The 15,556-nt window shown below is 34.7% G+C and carries 15 protein-coding genes; 14 read left to right on the forward strand and 1 reads right to left on the reverse strand.

Annotated features, from left to right (window positions below):
* The first annotated feature begins 17 nt into the window (after positions 1–17).
* The 6 genes from FP432_RS01175 to recN are packed head-to-tail and all read left to right on the forward strand — an operon-like array spanning position 18 to position 5,835.
* Entirely contained in the window at positions 18–866 is an 849-nt protein-coding gene (locus FP432_RS01175) for a bifunctional 5,10-methylenetetrahydrofolate dehydrogenase/5,10-methenyltetrahydrofolate cyclohydrolase (RefSeq protein ID WP_265489016.1), read from the forward strand.
* Entirely contained in the window at positions 859–2,229 is a 1,371-nt protein-coding gene (xseA, locus tag FP432_RS01180; RefSeq protein ID WP_265489018.1) for an exodeoxyribonuclease VII large subunit, read from the forward strand. The genes FP432_RS01175 and xseA overlap by 8 nt, the downstream gene beginning before the upstream one ends.
* Positions 2,210–2,452: an exodeoxyribonuclease VII small subunit gene (locus FP432_RS01185; protein ID WP_265489019.1), complete on the forward strand. Its 243-nt coding sequence runs from the start codon at positions 2,210–2,212 to the stop codon at positions 2,450–2,452. Before xseA ends, FP432_RS01185 begins: the two co-directional genes overlap by 20 nt.
* Positions 2,452–3,324, forward strand: a complete 873-nt coding sequence (locus tag FP432_RS01190) for a polyprenyl synthetase family protein (protein ID WP_265489020.1) — start codon at positions 2,452–2,454, stop codon at positions 3,322–3,324. Before FP432_RS01185 ends, FP432_RS01190 begins: the two co-directional genes overlap by 1 nt.
* The gene (locus FP432_RS01195; RefSeq protein ID WP_265489022.1) at positions 3,324–4,136 is read left to right on the forward strand and encodes a TlyA family RNA methyltransferase; all 813 of its coding nucleotides are present in this window, start codon (positions 3,324–3,326) and stop codon (positions 4,134–4,136) included. The genes FP432_RS01190 and FP432_RS01195 overlap by 1 nt, the downstream gene beginning before the upstream one ends.
* Before the next feature lie 10 nt (positions 4,137–4,146).
* The gene (recN, locus tag FP432_RS01200; protein WP_265489023.1) at positions 4,147–5,835 is read left to right on the forward strand and encodes a DNA repair protein RecN; all 1,689 of its coding nucleotides are present in this window, start codon (positions 4,147–4,149) and stop codon (positions 5,833–5,835) included.
* A gap of 55 nt (positions 5,836–5,890) precedes the next feature.
* Here the strand turns inward: recN and FP432_RS01205 are convergent, their stop codons facing one another.
* Complete coding sequence (locus FP432_RS01205; RefSeq protein WP_265489025.1) at positions 5,891–6,196, reverse strand: hypothetical protein; 306 nt, start codon at positions 6,194–6,196, stop codon at positions 5,891–5,893.
* Between the two features lie 173 nt (positions 6,197–6,369).
* Here FP432_RS01205 and gmk point away from each other — a divergent pair, with 173 nt between their 5' ends.
* From gmk to rsgA, 8 genes are read left to right on the forward strand one after another with little or no spacing between them, the layout of a single operon-like run.
* Positions 6,370–6,984: a guanylate kinase gene (gene gmk / locus FP432_RS01210; protein ID WP_265489027.1), complete on the forward strand. Its 615-nt coding sequence runs from the start codon at positions 6,370–6,372 to the stop codon at positions 6,982–6,984.
* 5 nt (positions 6,985–6,989) lie between these two features.
* The gene (rpoZ, locus tag FP432_RS01215; RefSeq protein WP_265489029.1) at positions 6,990–7,208 is read left to right on the forward strand and encodes a DNA-directed RNA polymerase subunit omega; all 219 of its coding nucleotides are present in this window, start codon (positions 6,990–6,992) and stop codon (positions 7,206–7,208) included.
* Between the two features lie 57 nt (positions 7,209–7,265).
* A complete protein-coding gene (gene priA / locus FP432_RS01220; protein ID WP_265489030.1) occupies positions 7,266–9,662 on the forward strand; it encodes a primosomal protein N' in 2,397 nt (798 codons plus the stop codon).
* Positions 9,663–9,677: 15 nt separating this feature from the next.
* Positions 9,678–10,622, forward strand: a complete 945-nt coding sequence (gene fmt, locus FP432_RS01225) for a methionyl-tRNA formyltransferase (RefSeq protein WP_265489032.1) — start codon at positions 9,678–9,680, stop codon at positions 10,620–10,622.
* Positions 10,615–11,931, forward strand: a complete 1,317-nt coding sequence (rsmB, locus tag FP432_RS01230) for a 16S rRNA (cytosine(967)-C(5))-methyltransferase RsmB (protein WP_265489034.1) — start codon at positions 10,615–10,617, stop codon at positions 11,929–11,931. Before fmt ends, rsmB begins: the two co-directional genes overlap by 8 nt.
* A gap of 5 nt (positions 11,932–11,936) precedes the next feature.
* Positions 11,937–12,689, forward strand: a complete 753-nt coding sequence (locus FP432_RS01235) for a Stp1/IreP family PP2C-type Ser/Thr phosphatase (protein ID WP_265489035.1) — start codon at positions 11,937–11,939, stop codon at positions 12,687–12,689.
* Positions 12,689–14,650: a Stk1 family PASTA domain-containing Ser/Thr kinase gene (pknB, locus tag FP432_RS01240; protein WP_265489037.1), complete on the forward strand. Its 1,962-nt coding sequence runs from the start codon at positions 12,689–12,691 to the stop codon at positions 14,648–14,650. The genes FP432_RS01235 and pknB overlap by 1 nt, the downstream gene beginning before the upstream one ends.
* Positions 14,650–15,543 (forward strand): ribosome small subunit-dependent GTPase A, encoded by an 894-nt coding sequence (gene rsgA, locus FP432_RS01245; protein ID WP_265489039.1) that lies wholly within the window; start codon positions 14,650–14,652, stop codon positions 15,541–15,543. Before pknB ends, rsgA begins: the two co-directional genes overlap by 1 nt.
* Positions 15,544–15,556 lie beyond the last annotated feature (13 nt).

A 15,556-nucleotide genomic window follows, 5' to 3' on the forward strand; every position in this document is an offset into this window, starting at 1 on the left:
ATTATGAGGTGAAAATTTTGACTACAATATTAGATGGTAAAAATGTAGCCAATCAATTAACTACAAAGTTACAGGAGAAAGTAAAAGAACTTAATCTTAAAAATATTATTCCGACTTTGTACGTAATAGAAGTTGGAGAAGATCCAGCAAGTAGAATATATTTAAAGGCAAAAGAAAATTTAGCTAAAAGGATTGGAATTAAAGAAGTTACTCTTAAATTTTCTGAAAATATTAGTCAAAAAGAGTTAATTGATAAAATTATTGAGCTGAACCGTGATCCAAAAGTAAATGGAATTATGGTACAGTTACCTTTGCCTAAGCACATTGATACTGAAAAAATAGTTGCCACAATCGCTCCTGAAAAAGATGCTGATGGTTTTCATCCTTACAATCAGGGAAGAATGTGGCAGAGCAAAACTCAGATTATTCCAGCAACTGTGAGAGGAATTCTAGCACTTTTAGATTATTATCAGCTAGATGTAAGTGGCAAAGATGCTGTAATTATCGGGCGAAGCTTGATTGTGGGAAAGCCTCTAGCTAGTCAATTCTTAAGGCGAGATGCGACGGTTACTATCGCTCATTCTAAAACAAAGAATCTAGCTGATTTAACTAATAGAGCAGATATAGTAGTTTCAGATGTTGGACAAGCTCATTTACTAAAACGGGACATGATTAAGGAAAATGCGGTTTTAATTGATGTAGGGATGAATCGTAAAAATGGTCATCTTATGGGAGATATTGATTATCAAGAGTGTTTCGATAAAGCAAGTGCAATTACTCCGGTGCCAGGAGGAGTTGGTCCCTTAACAGTAGTTAGTTTAATGCAACAAGTTCTTATATTAGCGGAGAACCAAATAAATGGTTGATAGTTCAAATTATTTAAAAGTTAGTGATTTAAATTATTATATTTCACAAAAATTTAAAAATGATCCTTATCTACATAAAGTATTTTTGCAGGGAGAACTTTCTAACTTCCGTTTTCGCATGAATTCCCATCAATACTTTTCTTTGAAAGATGAAAAATCAAAAATAAATGTAGTGATGTTTAAATCGTACTTTGACAAGTTAAAATTTAAGCCGGAAGAGGGAATGAAGGTCTACGTAAGTGGTTATGTAGGCGTCTACGGACCACAAGGATCTTATCAATTTTATGCTCAAACTATGGAGCCAGCAGGATTGGGTGCATTATATGAACAATTACGTCAATTACAAGAAAAGCTGGCTAAAGAAGGCCTCTTTAATCAAGAGCATAAAAAGCCTCTTCCTGCATTCCCGGATCGTATTGCAGTAGTAACAAGTGCATCAGGTGCAGTTATCCATGATATTATGGTTACAGCTAATCGGCGTTTCCCCCATGCTGAAATTGATCTCTTTCCAGCTAAAGTACAGGGGGACGATGCAGCGGATTCAATTGTGAGGTCTTTGCGTCAAATCGCTGAAAATAGTGATAAATATGATGCAGTAATCATTGGACGTGGAGGAGGATCACTAGAAGATTTGTGGCCATTCAATGAAGAAGAAGTTGTGCGTAAAATCTATGAAATGCAAATGCCAGTAATTTCTTCAGTTGGTCATGAGACGGATACGACTTTAGCTGACTTAGTTGCTGATGCACGGGCAGCGACACCAACAGCAGCTGCTGAATATGCAACTCCCAATTTAGTAGAAGTGGTTATGCAAATTAATCAATTACGTAATCGACTTTTTGCTTCAATTCAATCAATTATTCGAAATAAGCGTGAACAGGTAAGAAATCTAGAGAATTCTCCTGTTTTACGTGATCCAAGTAGAATATATGATGAACCACTGCAAAAGGTTGATTTGCTAAGACAAAGACTTTTCCAAGTAGAAAAAAATATTCTTGCCCAAAAGAAAGCTAATTTTAAGTTAGTAAGCCAAAAATTAATGGGAATCAATCCTCAAAAACAGTTGGTACAACTTGAACAAAAACAAAAATATCTTACTAGCAATTTAAATCGAGTTATGCTTAATTATTTAAAAAATGAACGTAATCGTTTTGCAGGTCTTGAGCAAAAGCTAGATGATAATAGTCCACTTAAAACAATTAGTCGTGGTTTTGTTTATACTGCTAATGAAGAAGGTCAAACAATTACTTCAGTTAACGAATTAAAAGTAGATCAAGCTTTACAATTACAATTTAAAGATGGAAAAGCTAAAGCTAAAGTAACTGAAATTAGGAGAAATGAAAATGCCAGAAAAGAAAAATAACTTTGAAGAACAATTAAATGAATTACAACAAATTGTTAATAAATTAGAATCAGGAAATGTTCCACTTGAAGATGCATTAAGTGAATTTCAAGCTGGAGTAAAGTTAAGTCGAGATTTAGAAAAGAAATTAACTGCAGCTGAACAAACAGTAGCTAAGCTAATTGACGAAGACGGCAATGAAAAAGATCTTAATCCAGAAGATGCAGCAGCACCGGAGGAATAATGATGAATTTAACAGAATTTAGACATAAATATACTCCGATTATAAATAGCTTTTTAGAAAAACATTTAGAAGAAGACATTGATAATAAAAAATTTAGTAACATTATGGCTTATTCAGTAATGGCTGGTGGTAAAAGATTACGCCCATTAATTTATTTAGCTACCTTAGCAAGTTTAGATCATGAAATCAATGAAGATGACATAAAAACGGCATGTGGCATTGAATTAATCCATACTTATTCATTAATTCATGATGATTTACCGGCAATGGACAATGATGATTATCGTCGTGGCAAATTAACTAGTCATAAAAAATGGGGCGAGGCAGAGGCAATTTTAGCTGGTGATGCTTTACTTCCCTTAGGAATCCAATGGATAGCACAAGGTAGTAAAAATATTACTGAAGTAGAAATAATTACTAAAGCAGTGGGTCCTAACGGTATGGTCGGAGGCCAATATTTAGATATTGATTCTACTAATAATAGTTCGGTTAAAGATAATGGCGAATTTATTTCAAAGATGGAATGGCTCAAAACTGGTTGTTTACTACAAGCTAGCGTAGAAATGGCAATTGCTAAAGTTGCAGAGACAGATAAGAATAAAATTACTGCTTTAAATAAGTTTGCCTATACCTTCGGTCGTTCTTATCAAATTTATGATGATTTAGTTGATGTAGTTGAAAGTAGTCAAGAAGCAGGAAAGGCTACTCATAAAGATGAAGCAGAAGGAAAGAATAATACCTTTACTTTATTAGGATTAGATGAGAGTCGCCAAGAGTTAATCGCTTTAGTTGATGAAGGAAAAAAATCTCTCGACATTTTTGAAAGTTCTCTTTTGGCAGAGTTCTTTGATTTATATCAGAAGGTATTGTAATGGGGAAAAAAAGAGCAGACGTATTACTTTTTGAACAAAATCTATTTCATTCACGCACTGCTGCCCAGCGCGCAATTATGGCAGGGCTAGTCAGTGATCATAATCATCAAAGAATTGACAAGGCTGGGCAAAAGTTCGATGAAGATGAAGTATTTTATATTAAATCAGATGGAAAAAAATATGTTTCTCGGGGAGGATTTAAATTAGAAAAAGCTCTCCAAGTTTTCCATATTGATTTAACGGATCGGATTTGTTTAGATATTGGGGCCTCTACTGGTGGTTTTACAGATGTAGCTTTACAAAATGGTGCGAAAATGGTTTATGCACTTGATGTTGGTTATAATCAACTTGCATGGAAGTTAAGAGATGATCCACGAGTAGTCGTAATGGAAAAACAAAACTTTCGTTTTAGTAAATTAGAAGACTTTACCTTAGGGCGTCCTACTTTTGCAATGACTGATGTATCTTTTATTTCTTTGGATTTAATTATGCCACCAATGTATGAAATATTAGCTGATCAGTGTGATGCGGTATGTTTAATTAAGCCGCAATTTGAAGCAGGCCCAGAAAATGTTGGTAAGCATGGAATTGTGCATGATCATCAGGTTCACCATGATGTAATTGAACATACTATGCAAGAAGCAATGAAACTGGGCTTTAATATTCTTGGTGTAGATTATTCTCCAATTAAAGGAGGAAAGGGTAATATTGAATTCTTGATCCATTTAAAGAAAGATACTGAGAATCCAGGTCAAAATTTATGGAATGGTGATATTACAACTTTAGTTAATAAAGCCGTAGCTGGTCTGTAGGAGAATTGTAATGTTAGTAGAACTTGATATTAAAAATTTTGCCATTATTAAAGCACTCAAGGTTCGCTTTCAAGAAAATATGACTGTAATCATTGGTGAAACAGGAGCAGGAAAATCTATTATTATCGATGCGGTTTCTTTACTATTAGGTAGTCGTGCTCAACATGAGATGATTCGTAGTGGAGAAGAAAAAGCAATTATTACTGGTCTATTTGAATTAGAAGATCAATTTGAAACTGTAAAAGAAATTTGTGAAAAATATGGCTTACCTTGTGATGATAAACAAATTGTTATTAGTCGCGAACTGTCATCAAAAGGTAGAAATGTAGTTAGAATTAATGGACAACTGACGACAATAAATGTTTTGCGTGAATTAGGACAAAACTTGGTTGATATTCATGGGCAAAATGATCAGCAAATTTTGATGGATCCAGATCGTCAGATTGATTTGGTTGATAATTATGCGGATAAAAGCTTTAAAATTAAATTAACATCTTATAAAAAACATTATCAACAATGGCAAAAATTAAATAAAAGATTACGTCAATTGAATGAAGATGCCCAAGAATTGGCACAACGCCAAGATATTTTGGAATTTCAAATTAATGAGTTAGATAATGCACACTTAGAAGATCCAAATGAAGATGAAAAATTAGAAGAAGAATTTAACGAATTAAGTAATTATCAAAAAATTGCAAATACAGCAGCTTATTTTTTGCAGCTTTATGATGAGGAGGAACATGGTTTAGCTACTTTACTGGGGGATGCTCAAAATTCAGCTAATGAATTAGCTGAATATGGGAAAAAGTTTGAAAATTTTGCTCAGAGTTTTAATGACGGTGTATATTCCTTAAATGATGCCCGTAGTGAATTATCTTCATTAATGGATAGCTTGGACTTTGATGAAGAGCATTATAAATTTGTTGTTAGTCGCCTAGATACTTTAAATTCCTTAAAGAAAAAATACGGGCCAACTTTAGCAGATGTTTTTAAATTTTACGAAAAAGTTCAAAAAGAATTAGATCAATTTGAAACTGGTGGTCTTGATGAAGGAAAGTTACAAACAGAACTTCAAGCTTTAGAAGAAGTAATGGATAAAGAGGCAGATGCATTACATGAAGAAAGAGAAGCCGTAGCTCGTAAACTAGAAGAAAAGATAAAAAAAGAATTAGCAGACTTGTATATGGAAAAGGCTCGCTTTGCAATTCGGATTAATCAGACTACTCAATATAACCAACTTGGGGAAGATGAAGTAACTTTTGTGATTGCTCCAAATCCGGGGGAAGAATTAATGCCCCTAGTTAAAATAGTCTCTGGAGGAGAGCAATCAAGATTAATTTTGGCCTTAAAAGCAATCTTTAGTAAAGTAGAGCCGGTTGGAACTATGATTTTTGATGAAATTGACACTGGAGTTTCTGGACGGGTATCTGCAGCAATAGGTAAAAAAATGCATGCTATTGGTCGAGAAAAGCAGGTAATTGCCATTACACACTCACCACAAGTAGCTGCTGCTGGAGATCAACGATATTCCGTTGAAAAGAAAGTGGAAGATGGAGCTACATATACGCAAGTAGGCCCTTTAACACAAGAGGAAGCAATTACTGCAATTGCAAAAATGATGGCAGGTCAAGATGTTACTGATGCTGCTAAACAAAATGCTGCAGATTTAATGAATAGCTTTAAAAAACATAATAATTGATAAAAAACGCCACGCACTAAAAAAGTACGTGGCGTTTTTTATTAAAAATAAGGAGTTACGCAACTTCAATGTTAAAAATAGAAGAGAGATCAATTAAACGATATACTGTATGATCATGATTCCGAAGAACAAAACGACCATTAGTTGAACGAGCGATTAATTGACCAATTTCAGTTTTTCCGTTTTGATAAGTAATTAAGACAAATTGTCTTTGAAAAAATGCCTGTTCTAATTTTCTGATTATTAAACTGGGATCTTGTTCAAAGGTAGTTAGTTTAGCTAAATCATATTCAAAGAAATGCTGATAAATATTTTTAACATAAGTATTTAATTTGTGTTGAATATTTTGGGCAAAAGACATAATGTTTGCAGCTCCTTAATTTCGAACAAATGTTTGCAATAGTTATTATACGAACGAACGTTCTGAAAAGCAAGGGAAAATTTAAATCTAATAAAAATTATCTTTGAAACTTGCATTAAGATACGTTTTAATGCAAAATATTCTTGTTAAACAATTATTCGTTAGGAGCAATCATGACAAAGCAAGGATTATTGATAGTTCTTTCTGGCCCTTCTGGAGTTGGTAAAGGAACAGTTAAAAGTGCATTAGTTAAGCAAAGAGCTTTTTCATTTGAATATTCGGTTTCTATGACCACACGTAAACCACGCCCTGGCGAAGTTGATGGGAAAGATTACTTTTTTGTTTCTGAAAGTCGTTTTCAGGAAGCAATTAAAAATGACGAGTTATTAGAGTATAATCAATATGTAGGAAATCATTATGGGACTCCTTTAGCACCGGTTAAAAAGATGCTAAGTGAAGGAAAAGATGTTTTCTTAGAAATTGATGTTAATGGTGCCCGTCAAGTGCGTAAATTAATGCCTGATGGAGTCTTTATTTTCTTAACTCCACCAGATTTACATGAGTTAAAAGATCGAATTGTAAATCGTGGTACAGATTCTGAACAAGTGATTGCTATGCGTATGCAACAGGCGCGTAAAGAAATCCTAATGATGGAAGATTACGATTATGCGGTGGTCAATGATACAGTTGCTAATGCAGTAGATCATATCAAATCTATTGTAGAAGCTGAGCATGTTCGCGTTCCTAGAGTTATTAATGAATATAGAAATATGGTTAAGGAGGACTAATCATAATGAGAATTACTTATCCATCCATTGATAAATTGTTGTCAAAAGTTGATTCACGTTACTCTCTTTCAGTTTTAGCTGCAAAAAGAGCTCATCAATTAGAAGCAGGTGCTCCTGGTGCTTTGACTCATTATAATTCTGCAAAAGATGTTGGTAAGGCGTTAGAAGAAATTGCTGCTGGTAAAGTAACAATTGATCCTGAACATTTTGAAAAACTTGATTAATAATTTAAATCATGCCTTCATTGTTTAAGCAATGGGGGTTTTTTAGTAGGTGAACTAATGATTGCGCAAGTTATCGTAGATGTAGCTGCAAAGCAAACAGATCGCGTTTTTGAATATAATATTCCGCCTGAACTAAAAGATGTAGAAATAGGTTCACGTGTTGTAGTGCCCTTTGGTCGTAGAAAAGTTCAGGGCTTTGTAGTTGGAATTAGTGAAACAACTGAATTTTCTGGAAAACTTAAAGATCTCTTGGTAGTGGTAGATGAACTGCCACCTTTAACACCGGAATTAGTTGAGCTTTCAGATATATTAGCTAAAAGAATTTTTGCTTATCGAATTACTTTGTTACAGACGATGTTACCACGTGTTATGAAGGCAAATTATCGGAAAATTTTAACTCCTCTAGACGAAGAAACAGCGAAATTGTCTTTATTTAATAAAGAAGAAATTGATCTGAATGAAGTAACTGATCTAAAGCAAATTGTTAAAATAAAAAAATTAATTGAAGAAAACAAAGCAAAAATAGAATACTTAGTAGAAAATAAGGCTAAAAAAAAGCAAGAATATCTTTATAACTTAGCGTTAGGGCAAAATGCATATCTTAATATTAAAGCTCAGATAAAATCTAACGCAGTAAACCAGCAAAAATTAATTAAGGATATTATTAATAATCAAGAATCTTACCCTAAGACAGCTAAGCAACTAGAAAGTGAGCTCAATCTTTCAGCCGGTTTTCTAAAACAAACAGTAGAAAAGGGATGGTTAAAAAGAGACTTAATTGAAACTTATCGAGATCCACTGGCTAATTTTAAAGGTAAGAATAAATCAAAAGAGATTACCTTAAATCCTGGTCAAAACCGGGCTTTAAGTAAAATTTCTCAAGCAATAAAAGAAAGAGAAAATAAGACTTTTTTGCTTGAAGGGGTTACAGGAAGTGGAAAAACAGAAGTCTATCTTCATGCTATCCAAAAAGCTTTAGAAAGTGGTCGCAATGCATTAATGTTAGTACCAGAAATTTCTTTGACTCCTCAAATGGTAGAGCAAGTTAAGGCACGTTTTGGTTCAAATGTGGCTGTGCTACATAGTGGGTTATCTACCGGTGAGCGATATGATGAATGGCGTAGAATTCGGAGAGGAGAAGCACAGGTAGTTGTAGGAGCACGCAGTGCTGTCTTTGCACCCTTATCTAATGTAGGATTGATTATTATTGATGAAGAGCATGAGTCTTCCTATAAACAAGAAGATACACCGCGTTATCATGCGCGTGATGTGGCATTATTACGCAGTAAATATCATCACTGTCCTTTAGTACTTGGAAGTGCAACACCATCTTTAGCGAGTCGCGCACGAGCACAAAAGGGTAATTATGAATTGCTACGTTTAACTGAGCGTGCTAATAGTAAAGCTTTACCAGAAGTTACCTTAATTGACTTAAAGCAAGTAGAATTTGCTGGCGGACAATTTGATTTGTCAGTAGATTTAGTAGAAAAAATTAAGGAAAAATTAGCTCGCAGAGAGCAGGTTATCTTACTTTTAAATCGACGCGGTTTTGCTAACTTCATGCTTTGTCGCTCTTGTGGTTATGTCATGCAATGTCCTAACTGTGATATTTCATTAACTATGCATAAAGATACCGGTCAAATGCAGTGTCATTATTGCGGATACAAAACTCCTATCCCCAATAAATGTCCTAATTGTCAAGAGACTCAAATTCGTTTCTTAGGAACCGGTACCCAAAAAGTTGAAGAGGAGTTAAAGGAATTAATTCCGCAAGCTTCTATCTTAAGAATGGATGTTGATACTACCAGAAGAAAAGGTAGTTACAAAAAAATTCTTGATAAATTTGGGGCAGGAGAGGCTAATATCTTATTAGGTACGCAAATGATTGCTAAAGGCTTAGACTTTCCAAATGTTACTTTAGTTGGAGTAATTAATGCAGATACTTCATTGCAGGTACCAAATTTTAATGCTTCGGAAAAGACCTTTGACTTGTTAACTCAAGTTTCAGGACGTGCGGGAAGAGCAGATAAAAAGGGTGAAGTTATGATTCAAACTTATAATCCAGAGCATTATGCAATCGAACTAGCCCAGAGCCAAGATTACGAAAGTTTTTATCGTAAAGAGATGCAGGTAAGACATCAAGGAAATTATCCGCCGTTTTTCTATACCGTTTTAATTTCTGTAGCCTCGAAAAACGAACAAGCTGCTGCTAAATTTGCCTTTGTAGTAAAAAGAAAATTAATGCAAGAATTGCATGCACCAACAATTGTTTTAGGACCAACACCAAGTAGTATTGCAAAAATCAAGAATCAATATTTTTATCAAATACTGGTAAAATATAAAAAAGAAGATAAATTAAATCCGATCTTGCATGAGTTGCAAGATGAGGCTCAAAAAATAAAAAAACAAGGACTAAATGTCTATATTGATAATGAACCAGAACGAATAATTTAGAAAGAAGTGTTACAGATGTCATCAGTAATCTTTTTAGGAACTCCAAATTTTGGCAAAGTTGTCTTAGATGGCTTAATTAAGGAAGGGTATGATATCAAAGCTGTTGTTACTCAACCTGATAAAAAGGTTGGCCGCAAGCAAGTCTTACATCAATCTCCAGTTAAAGAATTGGCATTGGCTAATGATTTAAAAGTTTATCAACCAGCAAAATTATCAGGTTCAGAAGAATTAGCTGAATTAATGCAAATTCAACCTGATTTTATCGTTACGGCAGCTTATGGCCAATTTTTACCAAGCAAGTTTTTGCAATCAGCAAAGATTGCACCTGTAAACGTTCACGGTTCACTTCTTCCTAAATATCGTGGTGGTGCTCCAATTCAATATTCTTTATTAAATGGAGATCAAGAAACTGGAATCACAATTATGGAAATGGTTAAAAAGATGGATGCCGGTGATATTTTTGCACAAGCAAGTTTACCAATTAAGGATGATGATACTTCTGGTAGTCTCTTTGAAAAGCTTAGTGTCCTAGGACGTGATCTTTTATTAGAAACTTTACCAAAATTTCTTGATGGTACAGTAACTAGAACTAAGCAGAATGAAGCAGGTGTAGTCTTTTCACCCAATATTTCAAAAGATCAAGAACAAATTAAAACTAGTATGACCGCTCAACAAGCACATAATTTAGTAAGAGGATTAAATCCAGATCCAGGCGCATATCTATTAATAGATGGCAAGCGAATGAAGATTTGGCAAACTAAAGTTAGTGATGAAAAAACTGACCTGGTGCCAGGTAGTTTAGTTACTAATAAAAAACGCTTTGCACTTGCCTTTGCGGATGGTACAGTATTAGATTTATTGGAAGTACAGCCAACTGGTAAAAAGAAAATGACCGTTAAAGATTATCTCAATGGTCAAGGTAGTAAATTTAAGAGTGGAGATAAAATAATCGATGACTAGTGCACGAAGTGTCGCCTTAGATACTTTAATTAAAGTCCTGAATCAAAATTCATATTCAAATATTGCACTTAACCATGCTTTAGCAAAAAGCAATTTAAGTGATAAGGATAAGGCCTTAGTAACTAAAATAGTATATGGGACAATTCAATATAAAATCTTTTTAGACTATCAATTAAAGCCATTAATTAAAACAAAATTGAAGGATAAATATCTCTATCCTTTACTTTTGATGTCAGCTTATCAATACTTTTTCTTAGAACGCATTCCAACTAATGCGATTTTTGATGAAGCGAACAAATTAGCTAAGAAATACGGTAAGAAAAATTCCGGTAGTTTTCGCCTGGTTAATGGAATCTTACGTTCACTTGAACGCCAAGGAAAATTATTACCTCCTAAGTCAGATATTAAAAAGTACTTAAGTGTAAAATATTCTTTTCCTGAGTGGCTAGTAAATTATTTTATTACTACTTTTGGTCAAGAAAGAGCAGCAAGTATCTTAAAAGCAAGTAATGTTCCTGCTTCCACCAGTATTAGAATTACGGCTGAAGACTTAAGCCCAGCGCAAGTACAAGAACAGTTAAATGCAGCTGGAATTAAAAGTGTGCCATCAAAGTTGACTGATCATAATCTGATTATCGAACATGGTAATGTCGCCGATACTGAACTTTTTAAAGCAGGGAAAATTACAATCCAAGATAGTGCTGCTTCTTTAGCAGTTGATGCTTTTGATTTTTCTGGGGATGAAGAAGTGCTAGATGCATGTAGTGCTCCAGGCGGAAAGACAGTCCAAATAGCTGAGCATTTAACTACAGGACACGTGATTGCACTAGATATTCACCAGAATAAACTAACATTGGTTCAAAAGGCTGCTCAACGACTAAAAGTTAGCGATAAAATCGAGACTAAAACACTGGATGCCCGTAAAGCAGGAGAAGTATTTGCTAAAGGACAATTTAATAAGATTTTGGTAGATGCACCATGTTCTGGTTTGGGATTAATTAGAAGAAAGCCAGAAATTAGATATGGTAAAAGCTTAAAAGATATCCAGAGTCTAAGTAAAATTCAGCGCGCTATTTTAACTCAACTTGCCCCGCTACTTGCACCCGAGGGTGAATTAGTCTATTCTACATGTACAATTACTAAAGAAGAAGATGAAGACGTGGTTGGTGACTTTTTGAAGCATCATCCTGAATTTGAATTAGTTCCAATTCAAGTCGGTAATTTACCAAAACAAGATTTTGTTAAAATATTACCAGATGAATTTAATAGCGATGGATTTTTTATTGCTAAATTTAAAAAACGAGGTTAATTATTTTGATTAAAACAGCTTTTGCTTCCAGCATCGGAAGAGTGAGAGAAACAAATCAAGATTTTGTTAAAGTTTTTAATAATCAGAACGATATCAGTATGGGAATTGTGTGTGATGGCATGGGCGGTCATCAGGGTGGAGATGTGGCTTCTACCATGGCTGTGAATCATTTAGGACATGCATTTAAACAGACTGATTTTACTGATCCTCATTTAGCTAAAAAGTGGCTCGAAGTTCAATTAAAATTAGAAAATGAAACGATTTTAAATACGGCAGATCGATTCTCAGATCTTAATGGCATGGGGACCACAGTAGTATTAGCAATAGCTTTTGCGGAAAAAATTTTAGTTGCTCACCTTGGTGATTCTCGAGCTTATATCTATGGCAATAATGATTTTAAGCAAATTACGCAAGATCATTCTTTGGTCAATGAGTTAGTTAAGATGGGACAAATAACTGTTCAAGAAGCGCGTAATCATCCACAAAAAAATATCATTACTGAAACGTTAGGAGTCTCGAGTACTGTTAACCCAGAATTTAAAACCCTTGAAGTTCATGCTGGTGATATTTTCCTTTTATGTACTGATGGTTTAACTAATTCCCTTACCGATCTTCAGATTCAACAAATTTTGGCAACTAAGAATCTTACTTTAAAAGAAAGATGTAATAAATTAATTAATGAAGCCAACCGTTTGGGTGGTGGAGATAATATCACTGTGTGTTTAATTTCCTATACTGAAAAGGAGGCTGAACACTAGTGTTTGATAAGGGCTACCTGATAGGGGGTCGCTATAAAATCCTTGCTTTACTGGGTGAAGGAGGGATGGCAAACGTTTATTTAGCAGAAGATATTATTCTAAAACGAAAAGTTGCTGTTAAAATTCTGCGTTTAGACTTGCAAAAAGACCCTAAAACAGTAGAACGCTTTAAAAGAGAAGCTCGCGCAACCAGTGAATTGAGTCACCCCAATATCGTTTCAATTTTAGATGTTGGTATTGATCATAATCGGCAATATATTGTGATGGAATATGTTGATGGACCTGATTTAGAGCAGTATATTCAAAAGAATAATCCAATTCCTTTACAAAAAGTCATTAGGATTATGGATCAAATTCTAGCAGCTATGACCTTGGCACATAAGCATCATGTTATTCACCGCGATTTAAAACCGCAAAATATTTTGATGGATAAAAATGGCAACATTAAAATAGTGGATTTTGGGATTGCAGTAGCTTTAAATCAAAGCACGATGAGTCAAACTAATACTGCAATTGGTTCTGTGCATTATATGTCACCGGAACAGGCGCGCGGCAGTCGGGCTACTATGCAATCAGATATATATTCATTAGGAATAATTCTTTACGAATTATTGATGGGCCAGGTGCCTTTTGGTGGTGAAAATGCAGTCGCTGTGGCGCTGAAACATTTTCAGGAAACTACACCTTCTCTGCGCAAGCAAAATCCTCAGATTCCACAAGCGCTTGAAAATGTAGTTTTTAAGGCTACAGCTAAGGATCCGCGTGATCGCTATCAGTCCGTGATGCAAATGAAGCAAGATCTTGATTCAAGTCTTGATCCTAGTCGTCAAAATGAAGCTGTTTTTAAACCAAAATTTGATCCAAATGAAGATAACACCATCGTTTTGCCGCAAATGGAGGGTTCTGTCCAAGATACTCAGCAAGCTCCTGATAAAACGAATGAGTCGCCTCAAACACCAACTTTATGGGAAAATATTAAAAAGCATAAATGGTGGTGGCTTGGAGCGGGAATTGCTTTTATTGGCATAATGGTAATTTTGATTTTTGCGCTGGGACGTAAAGATGATATCACAATTCCAAGTGTTAATAATTTGAGTGAAAGTGAAGCACGCCAAACTCTACTTGCTCGCGGTTTAAAAGTAGGTAAGACTCGCTACCAATACTCTAATAGTGTTAAAAAGGGCCGAATTATTACGACAGATCCACAAAGTGGCCTAACTGTAAAAAATGGCCAAATAGTTGATTTAATCGTATCACGCGGCGCCAAACTTAAAACGGTACCAAATGTAGTTGGAGAATCTTATACAACCGCACGAAGAAAGTTAACTAAGGTGGGATTTAAGGTTGAAAAGGTAACACAGCAGGATTCACAAGCTCCTAAGAACAGCGTAATTGCCCAAGACATTCCTCCCGGTCGAAAAGTTGACGCAAATAAAACTACAATCACTTTGTATGTTTCAAGGGGGAAAGCTTCAAGTTCAAAAGATGAAGTAAGGCTGCGTGATTTAACTGGTTATACTTTAAAAGGTGCTCAAGATTATGCCAAGGATAATGGCCTGAACCTTGATATTACTGAGGAAAAGTCAGCTTCAGCCCAAAAAGATACGGTTATTAGACAAGATCCTGCACCTGATACCCGAGTAAAGAAAGGGTCACGAATTCACTTAGTAATTTCAAGTGGTAATTCTGATGATGACCGTAAAAATGATGATAGTTCAGATAATACTGAGGTTACCAAAGCTTTTACAGTTCCATACCAAGCTAGTGGAACTAACGACCAAGGAAATCATGTTCAAATCTATATTTCTGATGCAGATCATTCATTAAGTAATATTTATCGTGACCAAGTTATTACTCAAAATGAAACATTTACTATACCTTTTAATTTGAGTAAGGGAAACGGACATATTAGAATTGAAAGAGATGGTAATACGATTTTAGATGAGGAAATTAATAAATAATGCTTGAAAAAATTGAAGGAATTGTAATTAGTGTAATTTCAGGCTACTATGATGTTGAAACTGAAAAAGGCGCCATTCGCTCTCGAGCGCGTGGCGTTTTTCGTAATCGACAACAGAAGCCTTTAGTAGGTGATCATGTAATTGTTCAAGTAGATGATCATGGCATGAATTATTTGGTTGAGATTTTACCAAGGAAAAATGAAATTGGCCGTCCAGCTGTAGCCAATGTTGACCAAGTTTTATTAGTAATATCAGCAGTTGAACCAGATTTTTCTTTGGAATTATTAGATCGTTATTTAACCTTTTTTGCTTGGAAAAATATTGGTGTCACTATTTATTTATCGAAAACTGATATTACACCGACTGAGCGCTTAGCAAAGATAAAGGATCAATTAGCTTATTATCAAAAAATTGGTTATCGTGTCTTTACTAATCAAAACGAGCTAGAAAAGCAGTTGCCTGAATTAATTAAAAAGAATGCGATTTGGACCCTAGCTGGACAATCAGGAGCAGGAAAATCCACTTTGCTTAACCACTTAGAAAAAGATGCTAACCAAGCAACTGGCAAAATTTCTTATGCACTTAATCGTGGTAAACACACAACGCGCCAAGTGCAATTATTTAAATATGGAAAAGGCTATATTGCGGATACGCCTGGTTTTTCAGCAGTAGATCTTTATAAGATTAAGTTAGATGAACTGGCTAATGATTTTTATGAATTTAAAAAGGCAAGCGCAAAGTGTAAATTTAGAAGTTGTCAGCATTTACAAGAACCAAAATGTGAGGTGAAAAGGCTGGTAAAAGAAGGCGAAATCGCTCAAAGTCGTTATGATGATTATTTGAAGATCCGTCAAGAAATTCAAGATAAACGCATGCCAGATTATTTAAAATAATAAAAGAATAGAG

The organism is Lactobacillus sp. PV034 (assembly GCF_014522305.1).
In the GTDB taxonomy this organism is placed as follows: domain Bacteria; phylum Bacillota; class Bacilli; order Lactobacillales; family Lactobacillaceae; genus Lactobacillus.

Coding starts and splice junctions, on each gene's coding strand:
- rsmB (WP_265489034.1), top strand. CDS start 10,615: ATGACTAGTGCACGAAGTGTCGCCTTAGATACTTTAATTAAAGTCCTG.
- rsgA (WP_265489039.1), top strand. CDS start 14,650: ATGCTTGAAAAAATTGAAGGAATTGTAATTAGTGTAATTTCAGGCTAC.
- fmt (WP_265489032.1), top strand. CDS start 9,678: ATGTCATCAGTAATCTTTTTAGGAACTCCAAATTTTGGCAAAGTTGTC.
- priA (WP_265489030.1), top strand. CDS start 7,266: ATGATTGCGCAAGTTATCGTAGATGTAGCTGCAAAGCAAACAGATCGC.
- FP432_RS01205 (WP_265489025.1), bottom strand. CDS start 6,196: ATGTCTTTTGCCCAAAATATTCAACACAAATTAAATACTTATGTTAAA.
- FP432_RS01195 (WP_265489022.1), top strand. CDS start 3,324: ATGGGGAAAAAAAGAGCAGACGTATTACTTTTTGAACAAAATCTATTT.
- FP432_RS01185 (WP_265489019.1), top strand. CDS start 2,210: ATGCCAGAAAAGAAAAATAACTTTGAAGAACAATTAAATGAATTACAA.
- recN (WP_265489023.1), top strand. CDS start 4,147: ATGTTAGTAGAACTTGATATTAAAAATTTTGCCATTATTAAAGCACTC.
- xseA (WP_265489018.1), top strand. CDS start 859: ATGGTTGATAGTTCAAATTATTTAAAAGTTAGTGATTTAAATTATTAT.
- gmk (WP_265489027.1), top strand. CDS start 6,370: ATGACAAAGCAAGGATTATTGATAGTTCTTTCTGGCCCTTCTGGAGTT.
- FP432_RS01190 (WP_265489020.1), top strand. CDS start 2,452: ATGATGAATTTAACAGAATTTAGACATAAATATACTCCGATTATAAAT.
- rpoZ (WP_265489029.1), top strand. CDS start 6,990: ATGAGAATTACTTATCCATCCATTGATAAATTGTTGTCAAAAGTTGAT.